At 46.0% G+C, this 14618-nt stretch carries 14 protein-coding genes; 6 read left to right on the top strand and 8 right to left on the bottom strand.

The genetic code is table 11. The features are described from left to right. Positions 1–2: 2 nt before the first annotated feature. The 5 genes from ACTRWF_RS01790 to ACTRWF_RS01770 form a co-directional block, all read right to left on the bottom strand. Entirely contained in the window at positions 3–821 is an 819-nt protein-coding gene (locus ACTRWF_RS01790; protein ID WP_015066875.1) for a sulfite exporter TauE/SafE family protein, read from the bottom strand. Positions 822–891: 70 nt separating this feature from the next. Next, the gene (locus tag ACTRWF_RS01785) at positions 892–2469 is read right to left on the bottom strand and encodes a gamma-glutamyltransferase (protein ID WP_462835033.1); all 1578 of its coding nucleotides are present in this window, start codon (positions 2467–2469) and stop codon (positions 892–894) included. 119 nt (positions 2470–2588) lie between these two features. Continuing rightward, complete coding sequence (locus tag ACTRWF_RS01780; protein WP_462835032.1) at positions 2589–3860, bottom strand: amidase; 1272 nt, start codon at positions 3858–3860, stop codon at positions 2589–2591. Positions 3861–4107: 247 nt separating this feature from the next. After that, positions 4108–4671, bottom strand: coding sequence for a DUF924 family protein (locus ACTRWF_RS01775; RefSeq protein ID WP_462835031.1), 564 nt, complete (start codon positions 4669–4671; stop codon positions 4108–4110). A 153-nt stretch (positions 4672–4824) separates the two neighbouring features. Next, entirely contained in the window at positions 4825–5658 is an 834-nt protein-coding gene (locus ACTRWF_RS01770; protein WP_462835030.1) for an SIS domain-containing protein, read from the bottom strand. 414 nt (positions 5659–6072) lie between these two features. Between ACTRWF_RS01770 and ACTRWF_RS01765 the strand changes: the two genes are divergently transcribed. Together ACTRWF_RS01765 and ACTRWF_RS01760 are read left to right on the top strand one after the other, a co-directional pair. Continuing rightward, positions 6073–6699, top strand: coding sequence for a CPBP family glutamic-type intramembrane protease (locus ACTRWF_RS01765; RefSeq protein ID WP_462835029.1), 627 nt, complete (start codon positions 6073–6075; stop codon positions 6697–6699). A 54-nt stretch (positions 6700–6753) separates the two neighbouring features. Beyond that, positions 6754–7908: a mechanosensitive ion channel domain-containing protein gene (locus ACTRWF_RS01760; protein WP_462835028.1), complete on the top strand. Its 1155-nt coding sequence runs from the start codon at positions 6754–6756 to the stop codon at positions 7906–7908. Between the two features lie 6 nt (positions 7909–7914). Here the strand turns inward: ACTRWF_RS01760 and ACTRWF_RS01755 are convergent, their stop codons facing one another. From ACTRWF_RS01755 to ACTRWF_RS01745, 3 genes are read right to left on the bottom strand one after another with little or no spacing between them, the layout of a single operon-like run. After that, entirely contained in the window at positions 7915–8988 is a 1074-nt protein-coding gene (locus tag ACTRWF_RS01755; protein WP_462835027.1) for a DUF3080 family protein, read from the bottom strand. After that, complete coding sequence (locus tag ACTRWF_RS01750; RefSeq protein WP_462835026.1) at positions 8985–9734, bottom strand: pteridine reductase; 750 nt, start codon at positions 9732–9734, stop codon at positions 8985–8987. The genes ACTRWF_RS01755 and ACTRWF_RS01750 overlap by 4 nt, the downstream gene beginning before the upstream one ends. Positions 9735–9785: 51 nt before the next feature. Further along, on the bottom strand, positions 9786–10670 hold the full coding sequence (locus ACTRWF_RS01745; RefSeq protein WP_071959010.1) for a fructosamine kinase family protein: 885 nt from the start codon (positions 10668–10670) through the stop codon (positions 9786–9788). A gap of 458 nt (positions 10671–11128) precedes the next feature. On the opposite strand from ACTRWF_RS01745, the gene thrS reads away from it, so the two are divergent. From thrS to rplT, 4 genes are all read left to right on the top strand, one after another. Beyond that, entirely contained in the window at positions 11129–13045 is a 1917-nt protein-coding gene (thrS, locus tag ACTRWF_RS01740; protein WP_462835025.1) for a threonine--tRNA ligase, read from the top strand. Between the two features lie 115 nt (positions 13046–13160). Beyond that, complete coding sequence (infC, locus tag ACTRWF_RS01735; RefSeq protein WP_071951277.1) at positions 13161–13700, top strand: translation initiation factor IF-3; 540 nt, start codon at positions 13161–13163, stop codon at positions 13698–13700. Between the two features lie 118 nt (positions 13701–13818). Then, positions 13819–14016, top strand: a complete 198-nt coding sequence (gene rpmI / locus ACTRWF_RS01730) for a 50S ribosomal protein L35 (protein ID WP_012518091.1) — start codon at positions 13819–13821, stop codon at positions 14014–14016. Positions 14017–14034: 18 nt separating this feature from the next. Then, positions 14035–14391, top strand: coding sequence for a 50S ribosomal protein L20 (gene rplT, locus ACTRWF_RS01725; protein WP_012518092.1), 357 nt, complete (start codon positions 14035–14037; stop codon positions 14389–14391). The last annotated feature ends 227 nt before the right edge of the window (positions 14392–14618 follow it).

Here is a 14618-nt window from a genome sequence, read left to right as displayed (position 1 = left end):
TCCTAGATAAGGACTTGCGCTAACATGCGCAAGCCAGTGATGATAAGAACAACAGCGAAGATTTTCTTAAGCAAGCCTGCATCAAGCTTGTTGGCAATGCCTGCGCCAATGGGAGCAAACAGCACGGTAAGCGGCACTATGCAAGCAAAGCCAAGCAAGTTTACGTAGCCGTAGGTTGCAAACGGGGCGTCGGCGGGAGTTGCTCCCACAAACAGTAGGGTTAGCGCTGCAGGAAGGGAAATAATTAAGCCTACTGCCGCTGCAGTACCCACCGCTTTATGTGCTGGGTAGTTACAAAAAGTCAGTGTAGGTACGGTTAGCGTTCCACCGCCAATACCCACCATAGAGCTAAATAAGCCAATACAGCTTGCCATTACCGATTGACCCCCACGGCCTGGCAAACCATTAAATAGGGCGTCTTTTTTACCTATAAGCATGTTAATTGCAGAAAGCGTAGCAATAATGCCAAACAGTAAGGTTAGGAAAGTAGGGTTAACCACGGTAACCAGATAGCTGCCAGCAAGTACGCCAATTAATATGAATACGGCCCACGCTTTGAGTAAGGCAAAATCCACGTTGCCTTTAGCGTGGTGGGCACGAATAGAGCTTACCGAAGTGGGGACAATAGTAGCCAGCGACGTTGCTGTGGCAATGACCATCGCGCTTTCAGGCGATACGCCAAGGGCTTGAAATAAAAAGAACAGCACGGGCACTATCACAATGCCGCCGCCTACGCCCAGCATTCCCGCGAGTAAACCCGCGAAAACGCCCGTACCTATTAAAGACAATATAACCGTAAGGTTATCCATTAAAAACTGCATGTAATTTATAACTCTTCTAAGTGATTAATTTAAATGTGTAACTTAAGTTAATGGCAAAGCGTTAAGTGAATTAACGGTGGCCAAAGAAAGCCTTACCGTCGCTGCGCGGATCGCTGGCACCGTTAACCGTTCCTTCAGTGTCGCGAATGATGGCGCCGGCATGGCCCATCAGTTCGTTGCATGGGTCTACCGTAACCATGTCGTGACCGCGGGCTAGCAAACTATCACCTACGTATTCAACCAAGTCGCGCTCGGCTTTTAAGTTGTGGCTCTGATCGCCCCACGTTCTGCCAAGCAACCAGCGTCCTAACGAAATCGCTTTTGCAATGGGTTGGCCGTGATAAATGTGACGCGCAAATAGAGCGGCTTGGGTTTGCGGTTGTCCTTCACCGCCCATGGTGCCGTAACTCATTCGGCGGCCATCAATAAGCTCTGCAAAAGCTGGGTTTAGCGTGTGAAACGGCTTTAAACCGGGTGCTAGGTATTGATTGCTGCTTGAGTCAAGTGAGAACGACGTGCCGCGGTTATTCCAAACAATACCGGTTTGTGGGCTTACTACGCCGGAGCCAAATTCCCAGTAAAGGGACTGAATATAGCTCACCATGCGACCTTCTGAGTCACAGCAGCCCATCCAAATGGTGTCGCCGTGTTTTGCTTCATGTGGCCATGGCAAGGCTTTGTCTAACGAGATGTTCTTGACCATTTCTTCAAGCGCGTCGTCGCTTAATAGGCTTTGTAAGCTCACCGGTGTGCGCGACGGGTCGGTCACGTTAGCGTTACGAGCAATAAAGGCTTGCTTTGTACACTCAATGAGCAGGTGCACCATGTCGGCATCGGTACTGCCAAAGTGTTGAACTTTGTCGTACAGCGCCAAAATAATCAGCGACGCCACCCCTTGTGTGGGCGCCGGTAAGTTATAAAGCTTACCTTTACTGGTAGACACCGATAGCGGCTCTACTAATTTTGCTTCGTAATTTTTGAAATCTTCTAAGCGAATAGGGGAGCCTGCCGCTTCTAAATCTTCAGCGAGTTGTGTGGCAAGTTCGCCGTGATAAAAGTCATCCAAGCCTTTATCAGCCAAATGCTTCAAGGTTTCAGACAGTTTAGTAAGCTTTAAAATTTTACCTTTTTTAAGGGCTTTGCCCTTTATTAAAAACTGGGCAAAGTTTTCGTCGATACTGAGTTCCTCGAAAGTTTTATTGCTTGCGTCAACCAGGCTTTGGGTAACTTCTATCCCCCAGTTGGCTTGGCTGATGGCGGTATCAAATAACGTACTTAGCGGCAGCCCGCTTTGCCAAGAATGGCTTATCTCTAGGGCTTTCTGCCACCCCGCTACTGCGCCGGCCATGGTTAGCGCCGACTTTCCGCCTCTGCTTGGAATTGTATCAAAGCCTTCGTAAAACGACGGCGTCGCGCCTTTTGCGGCAACACCAGACGCATCGATACCAACAGGGCTTTTGCCCGGTTCGCTGATAAGCCAAAAGCCATCACCGCCCATACCATTCATGTGCGGGTACTCAACGGCAATTGATGCCGCTGCCGCCACCATAGCTTCAATGGCCGTGCCGCCTTTCTCTAAAATGTTTAAACCCACTTGTGATGCAGCATAATGGGGCGCAGTAAACGCGATGTTCGGTTTTTCACTCATTGTTATATCCTTCGAAAATTCAGCAACGGCCAGGGCCTATTATGCAATAGGGTAGCGTTGTTTCTTCCTTCTGCTTGCTGCTAAATAGTGGAGGCGCAGTTTTTTGTGCGCCTAAACCATCAGCCAGTGGTTAGCGTTTTAGCTAACGCAAGAAGTGCAAGATCGTTGCCTTTTTTGCCCACAAGCGATAAGCCGCAGGGGGCATTGTGTAGGGTAAATAATGGCAAATGTAGCTGGGGCAAGCCCGCTAGCCCTGCTATTGCAGTAAGTGCAAGTAGCGCGTTTCTATCGTTTGCCAATGTTGTCTCGTCGGCATCGCATCGGGGTGCAACACCGGGTGTTGTGGGAATAACCAATACGTCAAAGTCGTTAAATAGCGCATTGATGTGGTCAATCACCACTTTTTGTTGTGCTTTAGCAAGGGTGACGTCTTGCGTTGTTATGGTCTTGCACCATGCTAAGCGCAACATAATGTCTTTCGCAATATCTGGCTGAACTTTCTCAATCCACTCGCCGTGTTGCTGCCAAATTTCACTGCCCTGCAGACTTCTAAATGTAGCGGCGGTTTGCAGTTTAAAAAGATCTAACTGTTCTTCTGTTAGCGCAACACAAGGGTTGTTATCAGCAAGTTCGGTTAACCATTTATTACATACCGAACTATGTGCCGTGTTTGCAAATAAAGGGGTGGCTATACCAAAGCGAGGGTTTACTTTAATGGTGCTCTGCTTTGTATTATCTATACATGTGTGCGCGACCTTCTGAAGCGTATCGAGATCTCTTGTCATCCACCCAATGGTGTCGAAAGAAGGGGCTAATGCTACCATGTTGTCGCACGGTAGAAGGCCATGCGTAGTGCGAAGCCCCCATAACCCTTGATAGCTAGCAGGCACGCGTATCGACCCGCCAGTATCGGTTCCAAGCCCAATATCGGCAAGATGAGCACTTACCGCTACCGCAGAGCCAGACGATGAGCCGCCAGGAATATGTGCAGGTGCAACCGGGTTTACTAATGGCGCATAGTGCTTGTTTTGTCCATGCAAACTGTAGGCGAGTTCGTCGGTAATGGTTTTACCTTTAAAATTAGCGCCAGCGTTTAGCATGGTAGCTACACAGGTATTCGTTGCTTGAGGTATTTCGTGTGTTGCCTGCCAGTCGGGATTACCTGCCGCCGTGGGCAAACCTTTTATATGAAACAAATCTTTCACCGCTAGACCAAGGCCCTTAAGTGAAGTGTTTATATCTTGGCCGTTATCAAGGCGCCTTTCTGCATGGCTCTGCTTATAATGAGCGCTTACGTCTGGGCTGTAACTGTCACCAAGGTAGGTATTTAAATTTTCAATTGCCTGCTCAAAATGCTTGTCGCAGGGCTTGATTACAAAAGGTGAGCTCACAGCGCAATTCTTATTTTTCGTTCTTTATTTATTCATATATGCCTACATAACATGAAACAATTGTTTCATTGTAATGTCAAGGAGAAACAAGCGTTGCTTTTCAGAAAAGCAGAAAAGCAAAAAACCGGAGAGCAAAAGGGCAAGCATTAAGAAGTCGTATAGCGGTAATTGAAAAATACGAACGAACTTATGTGAAGCCGCAACAAACAGCGCCACAATAGCCGCTGTTTTGCGGGGGCAATAGCCGCTAAAAGCCTTGAGGATTACTTTTAAGGAAGGCGATTTCTTGTACCGTCGACTCGCGCCCTAACACATGATTTCTATGTGGGTAGCGGCCAAACGTTTCAATCACCTTTTGGTAGCGCTTTTCAAAAGAAAATTCACGCTCGAGCCCTTCTTGAGAAAACAGTTCCATTGCGACATCGTGAATGGCAAGTGATTCACTATGCATGAAAGGCATATACATAAATGCGCGTTGCTGCGGGGTCAACACCTTATCTGCTTCTACGCTGACTGCCTCTTGGGCTAACACCAGCGCCATACTATCGGCACTGAATGCATCAGCGTGGTTGCGAAAAATATTGCGAGAGAACTGATCTAAAAGAATGATTTCTGCAAGACGGCCTGTTGCTGTGGCACGCCATGGCCAAAGTTCGCCTCTTGTTGCAGCTAATCGAAGTTCAGAAAATCGCGACGCGATTGTTTTATCCAGCGCAGGATCTTCTTCAAACCACTGTTCAGGTGAAAGTTCACCAAACCAAAATGCTAACACCCCGTTAGCTTCTTCCATGATTACTTGCGTCTTATCCATATCTACTCCAACAGCATGTCAAAAGCAGTAAAATAAAAATAATTTATACTTATACCTACTTTTTCCTGAAAAAGTTCCATTTTTACTTGCATAATAGCTGTTATCTGCTACTTACGTTTATAGTATTGCTTAAAAAGCGTACGATTGGAAGCGTTAGCGTTTAGGACTTTCTAGCTCATCCATTTGAATATAAATCTCGGTAATGGCGTCTACCCGGTCTGCCGCGGCGCTACCCAATGCTTCGTAAGTTAAATTACACAGCGACGCGACAAGGCTCATGGGGGCTGCATAACTATCAAACGGCGAGTCGCTACCAATGTGTGTAACCAGCAAATGGTCAACGCTTTGGCGGTAGCCTTGACCGGTAGGGTCGGTAACCAATATGGTTTTACACTGTTTTATGCTGTTTAAGACATACTTGAACTGTCGGGTTCTGCGGCGAAATCCAAATAGCACCACCACATCGTTTTCCCCAAGGTCAATGATATCTTCACTTAAGGTTTGCCCGGGTTGCGGTAAAACGCGTACCGACGTGCGAATCTGTTTTAACTGTTGCCTGAAGTGAAGCGCAATAGGGTAGGCGTTTCTAAACCCTATTAAGGTAATTTGGCCTGCCGAAGCAAGCAGCTTAGCCACTTCGGTCAATGCTTCTGAAGACGTACTTGCAAACGTATTAGCTAAATTTTTGCTATCACTTTCATGCTGAAGTACGCCGCTTGAAGGGCTAACCACAGGTACACCTTGTTCCCGTAATTGCACCAACGCGTCTTTCGCCTGTTGGTGCGAGTCGAAACCCAGCTGTCGAAAGAAACGGCTAACCGTGGCTTTTGATGTACCCGTTTTCTCGGCAATGAGTGAGGTAGATTGACTAAGCACAGCGATGGGGTTTTGTTGAATATAGTGCGCAATCGATTTGCCCGATGGAGACAACGAGGCATAGTGTTTTTCAATTTGTTGTAAAACGTCGCTAGGGCTATTTTTTGTCATTAGTTTCGCCTTATACATCTTGTGCAATTATTTCACGACTTTTGTGCGTTATACAAACACTACCTGAATTCACCCTCTCGCTTTTTCATATTTCTTCGTTTCTGATAATTACAAACCGCCCGTTAAACGCCTTTTTCAAACGTCTTTTCTGCGCAGTGATTCTCTGGGTGTAAACAAAACTAAATAGAAATTAATGGCTTACTTATAGCTGCAGCTCGTTAGGCGAAAGTAGCACCGAATTAGTCGTTCGAAGGGCGCACATTGGCACTACACTTTCATAATAGTAGCAATATTCATAAAACCGTCATCGGATGGTAATGAATGTGTTGTTCAGGGCATTAGGGCGAGAATCTAATGCATAAATGGAACAACAAGCATGGGTAAAACAAGCATGGGTAAAACAAGAGGTGTGTTGTGGCAAAGCTGTGGTCTGAACTGATTTTGCTATTTGTAGCAGTGCCCTTTGCTGTGCTGTACTGGATAAAGCATTTCGCAAGTTACCTCATGCCTATTTTGGGCGTAATGGGGCTTTTCTGCTTAGCGGTACTGTTAGCAGATAAACAATTTAAGCGTATAAAGTTGTGGCATTGGGACGATTACCGAATTCATTTTAAACGTATGCTTAGGCTATTTTTGCCGTGGGCGAGTTTACTTGCGCTGGTGGTTTATTTTCTCAAGCCAGCGCTATTTTTACATTGGCCAATGAACCAGCCTTGGATGTGGGTGGCAACCCTATTAATTTATCCAATTGTGTCTGTGATCCCGCAAGAAATTATTTTTCGCACTTATTTTTTCCACCGCTACAAACGCATTTTACCGTCTAAGTACGCACGATGGGGCCTAAGTACTTTTTTGTTTGGTCTTGCTCATTTGGTTTATGGGAATTGGGTGGCCGTTGTTGTCTCTTGGATAGGGGGCGCAATATTTGGCTATCGATATATGCAAACTAATTCGACCCCTGTGGTCGTAATTGAGCACGCTATTTGGGGCAGTTTTCTATTCACAATAGGGCTGGGATCTTATCTTGTGATTTCTACGTAGGCATTATGCATACAGCGTGCATGGGCGTTAATGTTACTACCAAGGAATTAGGTTATGTTATCAACTTCGCAATTCAGTCACTGGCTTTCGTTTACTTCTCGTTTTATGCAAGACAGTGAAGGCGGTGGCGTAACAAGCTTCACGAACGCGCAATCGTTGCTTTCCTCGCTTTGGGAAAGTTTTGTATACCGTTTACCCGGGTTAGCGCTTGGTGCGGTTATCATGGTGGCGTTTATACTGTTAGCCCCCCATGTGGCAAAGGTGCTGGTAAAGCCCTTTACTCGCACCACTGCGTCGCCACTCTTACGTTCGGTTATTCAGCGCAGCGTAAGCCTTATACTTATCTTACTTGGCATATATCTATTTCTGTTTTTGGCTGGGTTAACAGGCTTTGCAATTGCTGTGGTGAGCGGTACTGGCGTAGTGGGGCTTATTTTAGGTTTCGCCTTTAGAGATATTGCAGAGAACTTTATATCAAGTTTACTTCTTACCATCCAAAGGCCGTTTAGAATAGGCGATATTGTTCAAATAAACGAGTTCGTGGGTATTATTCAGAAGGTGACTGCGCGCGCCACCACGCTGGTTGATTTCGATGGCAATCACATTCAAATTCCTAACGCGACGATTTACAAGGGCGTTATTAAAAACCTTACCGCCAACCCGCTTATGCGCGGTCATTTTGTGATTGGTGTGGGTTACGACTCAGACATACAGCATGCACAAAAAATTGCGCGTGACGTGACTAATGCGCAAGATAACGTGCTGCACGACCCAGAGCCGCAAATTCTTATCGATGAGCTAGGGGCGTCTACCTACAACGTTAAAGTATATTTCTGGGTGAATGTTGAGAAAACCAGCGTACTAAAAATGTCGTCTGTTTTAATGCGCAACATTACCCAAGCGTTCTTAGATGCTGATATTAGCATGCCAGACGATGCGCGAGAGCGTATTTTTCCGCAGGGCTTAGCGATTACCCGCACTGATGACGCACAACCTGAGCCTGAAAAACGCGCCACAGATGAGCATGGTGAAGGCGGCGCAGCGACTCGCACCCAACATAAACCCCAAAGCGATGCAAAGCGCAGCGAAAGGCATCATTCAGATAACTCACACAACAGTGAAGAGGATGACGTTACCTCTGAAGCGCATGAGATTAGAGAACAGGCCCGTAAGTCTCGAGACCCCGAGGCCGGTGAAAATATTTTATAAAGCAACTTAGCCGGGTGCGACTGGCGATAAGTTACAGCGGCCTAAAAACTGTTGCCATAGGCTTACGTGCGACTTCATCGCGTCGCTGTACTGTGCGAAGCCTTCTTGGGTTTGGTTTTCAATGTAGCGCTTCAGTTCTTTGTGCAGCGAAGGTTCGTTAAGCCATTTTTCCCACAATGGAGAGAGCTTATAGTGGTATTGGTTAACTAAACTTCCCACGGGCTGAATTTTTTCAATGAAGAATAAATAGAACACATTGCGCAGGATCTTGGCTTGATCGCTCGCTCTTCCATCCGGGCAGCTTACCGCTTCAAGTTTTGGGCTGAGCATGTGCGTTAACTCAGAAAGCGTATGGGCTAAGGTTTGCTGCGTTTGCCAGAGCGTAGCCGGCAACCGGCCTGAGCGAACAATGTGAAGTTGATTCTCTAATTCACTGCTATTGATAGGCGTGGCAAGGTTAGCCACATTGTTAACGGTGGTTAAATAAAAGAGGGCGTTTACGCTTGATAGCGAATCTTTGTTGTTTTCTACAGAAAACAACCGTTGAGGGGTGTTAAGTGCCAAACGTAACTCTTGGCTTCCTTGAATCAGGTTCGCCCAGGTTTTGGCGTAGTCTATGGTTTTTTGCTTGCGCCATGACGCAATAGTATCGGCCAGCTTTTCATTACCACTGCCTTGTTCGTTTTGCAGCGCCGCTTCGCATTCCTTTAACACCGTAAGCAATTTGCTTTCGTGAACTAGCCGTTGTGAGGGCAGCTGACTTTTGCCTAAAGACGTGTTGCGCTCGGCAACAACGGTGCCCAGCTCACAATCTTGTAACGCGTAGAATTCCCGTAAATTAATACTTATGGGCTCAATGTTATGTCTAAGAGACGCTGAATCGGCAAGCGTAGGAAGGGGGCGTACTATGCTATCGTCAAACGACGGGGGAAGCGGCGTATCGAGTACACGGGAAAGGCGTTCAGCATAGTCTTCAATACTGTGCTTAACGGTGTTATCGCTAAAGCAGCCAGACAGCGCTAAGAAAGCCACGCCCACTGTGCCAATGCGACAAGCCCCTCTTAGCAAACGTTGGTTCACGCGGATGCCCCCGTATGTAAGCTACGACCACCGTCGACAAAAATGATTTGCCCTGTGATATATGGTGCCGAAATTAAAAAACAAAGGGCGTTTGCAATATCGTCAGGGGTACCTAATTCGCCTAACGGAATGCTGGATAACAACGTATCTTTTTCCGCGTCTTCCATTTCTCTCTCTGGCCACAATATTGCGCCGGGACCTATGCCATTAACCCGTATATTGGGAGCTAAATCTATCGCTAAAGATTGGGTTAACGAGGCAAGCCCAGATTTTGCCAGCAGGTACACGCTGTGTTTAGGGAGAGGGCGGTCTATGTGCATATCAACCATATTCACGATACAGCCTTTACTTTTTTTAAGCGCTGGCGTGAGTGCTTGCGACAAAAACAGCGGGCCTTTGACATTGCTGCCAACAAGCGATGTCCAGTCTTCCTCGGTGATATCGCCAACGGGTGTGGGGTAGAAGCTAGATGCGTTATTCACTAACACATCGAGCCTGCCCCAAACGTTTACGGCTTCTTCGCCTAATGCCGAAACCGCGTGGGTATCGCATAAATCTGCTTGTAAGCAAAACGCCGAGTTTGCGCGCTTTTGATTAAGCTTGGCGGCAAGTGAGTGTGCGTCATTTTCAGAGTGCCCGTAATGAATAATCACACGATATCCTTCGTTGTGTAATTTCATTGCCATTGCGGCACCAATGCGCTTTGCTGCCCCGGTAATAAGTGCGACAGGGCCTGAATTTGTCATAATAAAAGCTGCTCTCTATTTTTAAATCTTATGCGGCGTATTTTGAGGGGGTTAGTCTCTGTTAATGTCATCTAGCATGTGTTTTGCTTGCGCAATATAGTGTGCGCCGAATAATAACCCGTGATTTAAAATATGGTAAAGCTGGTAAATTGGTTTTCTTAACGGGTAATTTTTTTCAATGGGTAGGTGCTGTTTATATCCGTCAAAGAAAGATTGGGGAAAACCGTTAAATAACTCAGCCATGGCTAAATCGGTTTCGCCATCGCCAACATAGACAGCAGGGTCGAACAAAATAGGCCCCTTACAATTAAACCCTGCATTGCCTGCCCACAAGTCACCATGAAGCAGAGAAGGGTGGGGCTGATGTAAACTAAGAAGGTGTCGAACCCGCGTAACGATAGAGTCGATATCACCATCCTCGCTTTTCCAAAGTCCGTTTGAGGCCAAGCGTTCTAGCATGCTGCCAATTCGCCTTTCGGCAAAAAAATCGGCCCATGAAGCCATTCGTCCATTGGTTTGCACGCTAGCGCCAATGTAATTATCGTGGGGCCAGCCGTAGCTGGTATAGGCGTTTACCTTGTGAAGCGACGCTAACTGCTCGCCTAATGTGAAGTAGTTATCTGCGTTAGGCTCTATAAAGCGAATGTGAGAAAGCACTAAATATTCCATATTTGGGGTTTCGTTGGCGGTAATGCCGTGGCAGATGACGCGAGGTGTGGCAATCGTTTGTGTATTGGCTAAGGCATTTAATCCTTCCGCCTCATGGGAAAGCTGCTGGGTGTCGTCGTAACGCCTGGTTTTCACGAAATAGCGATGAGTAGCGTCTTTAATAATATAGCTTTCATGGGTGTCGCCACCGCTTACGCGCTCGGCTTTTTGACAACTGAAAAATTGCTCGGTCTCATCTGAAATATGCTCGCTAATGAAATGCCACATATCACACGCTCTGCTAAGTCTATTTCTTTACATTAAGACGCCTATTTAAAACGTTCCCTTGAAACGCTTTGGTATAAAGATAGTGCCCGACCCGCGATAACGTCTTACTAACTGGCTTGGTGTGAACATATGCGGAAAAAAAAGCGCATAAGAAAAGCATTAATAAGCCAAATCGCATTATTCTAAAGTATGGGTTAAAAAAACATAAATGCACGAATTCGACGCTTAAAATGTTAAATGCAAAGAGCAATATGACACAAATTGCACCAAGATAGCCTTTTGATTATTGAAGTTGCCCATACACTGGTTATAATCCACCACTTGCTGTACCGAGCCCGCGCATTTTTTATGCATAGCGCGGCGAAAGTGCGCTGTATTCGAGTGCTCAATAGCACGATTAAATTTATCAGATTATGCATGTGGCGCAGAGTAGGCGTCACCACTGTAAAGGAATTAAAATGCCTGTAATTACCCTTCCTGATGGAAGCCAACGCGCTTTCGATAACCCTGTTTCTGTACTAGATGTTGCAAACGATATTGGCCCTGGTTTAGCCAAAGCAACCATTGCGGGGAAAGTAAACGGCGAACTTGTAGACGCTGTTGACATGATTGACGCAGACGCACAACTTCAAATTATTACTGCAAAAGACGATGAAGGTTTAGAAATTCTTCGTCACAGTTGCGCGCACTTGTTAGGCCACGCTATCAAACAACTTTGGCCTAACACCAAAATGGCTATCGGCCCAGTTATCGACAACGGTTTTTACTATGACGTTGATATGGAAGAGAGCCTAACCCAGGAAGATTTAGCTAAGTTAGAAAAGCGCATGCTTGAGCTGGCTAAAACCAATTACAACGTGGTTAAAAATAAAGTTAGCTGGCAGGAAGCCCGCGATGCATTTGAAGCGCGCGGTGAAAGCTACAAAATGGAAATTCTTGATGAAAACATCAGCAAGGACGACCGCCCAGCACTTTATCAACACGAAGAATATACCGATATGTGTCGTGGCCCGCACGTACCGAACATGAAGTTCTGCCACCACTTCAAACTCATGAAGGTAGCGGGTGCTTACTGGCGTGGTGACAGCGACAACAAAATGCTTCAGCGTATTTACGGCACAGCGTGGGCTGACAAGAAACAGCTTAAGTCTTACCTACAGCGCTTAGAAGAAGCGGAAAAACGAGACCACCGCAAAATTGGTAAAGCCCTTAACCTCTTCCATTGGCAAGAAGAAGCGCCAGGTATGGTGTTTTGGCACAACGACGGCTGGTCTATTTATACCGAGCTAGAAAGTTTTGTGCGTAAAAAGCTGCGTGAATACGGCTACGACGAAGTAAAAGGCCCATTAATGATGGACCGCTCTTTGTGGGAAAAATCAGGTCACTGGGATAAGTACGCTGAAAACATGTTCACCACCGAATCTGAAAAACGTGAATATGCGGTTAAGCCTATGAACTGCCCGGGCCACGTACAAATTTTCAACCAAGGTTTGAAATCGTATCGCGATTTACCGCTTCGTATGGCCGAGTTTGGCTGCTGTCACCGTAACGAACCATCGGGTGCGCTACACGGCTTAATGCGTGTGCGAGGCTTTACGCAAGACGACGCTCATATTTTTTGTACAGAAGAACAGATCCTACAAGAGGTAAGTGGCTGTATTAAGATGGTGTATGAGACATACGCGGCATTTGGTTTTGAAAATATCAAAGTTAAGCTGTCTACTCGCCCTGAAAAGCGTGTAGGTGCGGATGAGATTTGGGATAAATCAGAAGCGGCGCTTGCAGAAGCACTTAAAGCCAACGATATCGAGTTCGATTATCAGCCTGGTGAAGGCGCGTTCTACGGCCCTAAAATTGAATTTACGCTGCACGACTGCTTAGACCGTGCGTGGCAGTGTGGAACGGTACAGCTTGATTTCTCAATGCCTGGCCGTTTGGGTTCAACCTATGTGGCTGAAGATGGCGAACGTAAAGTACCGGTAATGATTCACCGTGCTATTTTGGGTTCACTAGAGCGCTTCATTGGTATTTTGACCGAAGAATTTGCAGGTTTCTTCCCACTTTGGTTGGCACCTCAGCAAGTTGTGGTAATGAATATTACCGACAAACAGGCTGACTATGCATCAGATTGTGTAAAAAAACTGCAAGATTTAGGGTTTAGAGCAAAGTCTGACTTGCGTAATGAGAAAATCGGCTTTAAAATCCGCGAGCACACATTGAAGCGTATTCCGTATATGCTGGTTGTGGGCGATAAAGAAATGGAAGCGGGCGAAGTAGCAGTACGCTCTCGTCGCGGCGATGACCTAGGCAAAATGGGCCTGGAAGACTTTATTGCCATGGCTCAACAAGAAGTTGTAGAAAAGACAATTAAATAGTTGAGCATTTTGTGTATAATGCACATCAAGGTGTCTGCTTTTAGTTTTTATTTTTTAGATTCATACGAATCACCTAAAAGCAGACAAAAGAATTAAATGTTTGGAGGAATAGCACATTAAAGGCGCTAACAACAAGGCTCAGGGCGACAAAGCCCGCATTAACGATGAGATTAAAGCCAGAGAAGTAAGATTAATTGGCAAAGACGGTGAACAGGTTGGTGTGGTTTCGCTAGCAGAAGCTACGCGTACCGCTGAAGAAGCGAGCCTAGATCTAGTAGAAATCAGTCCGAATGCCGAGCCGCCAGTCTGTAAAGTTATGGACTATGGCAAATTCCTCTTCGAAAAAAGTAAAGCTCAAAAAGAGCAGAAGAAAAAACAGAAGCAAATTCAGGTCAAGGAGATTAAATTTCGCCCTGGCACTGATGAAGGCGATTACCAGGTAAAACTGCGCAACCTGCGTCGCTTTCTTGAAGGTGGTGACAAAGCCAAAGTTACGATCCGCTTCCGCGGTCGTGAAATGGCGCACCAAGACATCGGTATCGATTTGCTAAACCGCGTTAAAACGGATTTAGAAGAAATCGCTACATGCGAGTCTTTCCCACGTCGTGTGGAAGGCCGTCAGATGATCATGGTGCTAGCCCCAAATAAGAAGTAGTAACGGTCTAAAGTTTTAAGGAATCTGCACCCTTAAACACCTTGCTGCTAAACATTAGCCGGTATGAAGTGACTGCAACACGAAAAATACCGATATTAAACAATGCGGAGTTTTAGCAATGCCTAAAATGAAAACTGTAAGCGGTGCCGCCAAACGTTTTAAGAAAACGGGTTCTGGCCGCTTTAAAAGCAAACAGTCTCACTTACGTCACATTCTGACTAAGAAGAGCTCTAAGCGTAAACGTCACCTTCGTGGCAAAAAACTGGTTCATGACTCTGATACCAAATTGGTTCAGCGCATGTTGCCTTACGTATAAGACTTAGGAGACTGATTAATGGCTAGAGTAAAACGCGGCACTATCGCACGTGCTCGTCACAAAAAAGTCCTCAAGCAGGCAAAAGGTTATTACGGCGCACGTTCACGTGTATATCGCGTAGCGGTACAAGCTGTAACTAAAGCTGGTCAATATGCTTACCGTGACCGTCGTCAGCGCAAGCGTCAATTCCGTCAACTATGGATTGCACGTATCAATGCTGCTGCTCGTCAAAATGGTATGTCATACAGCCGTTTCATTAACGGTTTGAAGAAAGCGTCTGTTGAAATCGATCGTAAGATCCTTGCCGACATCGCAGTACATGACAAAGCAGCTTTCAGCGCACTAGTCGAAGCGGCTAAAGGCGCATTAGCTTAATTATTAACTAATTAAGTTTAAGTTCTTTCGGGAAAAGGCGAGCAGGATGCTCGCCTTTTTTCGTTTTAATTTCTAACACATCTTCTCAAACTCATTCTTCATACCAAGTGGTTTTAAGCCGAAATCTAACTTTCACAGTTACGCTTCGTTGTCCGTATTTAACTGATTAGATAAAGGTTTTTAAATTAATAAGCTAACTCATCCATATTTAAGGTTAAAAAATGATC

The sequence above is a fragment of the Alteromonas sp. G5_S2_22_S1 genome (assembly GCF_054968525.1).
This window is presented reverse-complemented; position numbering and strand designations above follow the sequence as displayed.

Bases quoted from the DNA above. Each gene is read 5' to 3' on its own strand.
- ACTRWF_RS01790 (WP_015066875.1), bottom strand. From the start codon at position 821: ATGCAGTTTTTAATGGATAACCTTACGGTTATATTGTCTTTAATAGGT.
- ACTRWF_RS01785 (WP_462835033.1), bottom strand. From the start codon at position 2,469: ATGAGTGAAAAACCGAACATCGCGTTTACTGCGCCCCATTATGCTGCA.
- ACTRWF_RS01775 (WP_462835031.1), bottom strand. From the start codon at position 4,671: ATGGATAAGACGCAAGTAATCATGGAAGAAGCTAACGGGGTGTTAGCA.
- ACTRWF_RS01770 (WP_462835030.1), bottom strand. From the start codon at position 5,658: ATGACAAAAAATAGCCCTAGCGACGTTTTACAACAAATTGAAAAACAC.
- ACTRWF_RS01760 (WP_462835028.1), top strand. From the start codon at position 6,754: ATGTTATCAACTTCGCAATTCAGTCACTGGCTTTCGTTTACTTCTCGT.
- ACTRWF_RS01750 (WP_462835026.1), bottom strand. From the start codon at position 9,734: ATGACAAATTCAGGCCCTGTCGCACTTATTACCGGGGCAGCAAAGCGC.
- ACTRWF_RS01745 (WP_071959010.1), bottom strand. From the start codon at position 10,670: ATGTGGCATTTCATTAGCGAGCATATTTCAGATGAGACCGAGCAATTT.
- thrS (WP_462835025.1), top strand. From the start codon at position 11,129: ATGCCTGTAATTACCCTTCCTGATGGAAGCCAACGCGCTTTCGATAAC.
- rpmI (WP_012518091.1), top strand. From the start codon at position 13,819: ATGCCTAAAATGAAAACTGTAAGCGGTGCCGCCAAACGTTTTAAGAAA.
- rplT (WP_012518092.1), top strand. From the start codon at position 14,035: ATGGCTAGAGTAAAACGCGGCACTATCGCACGTGCTCGTCACAAAAAA.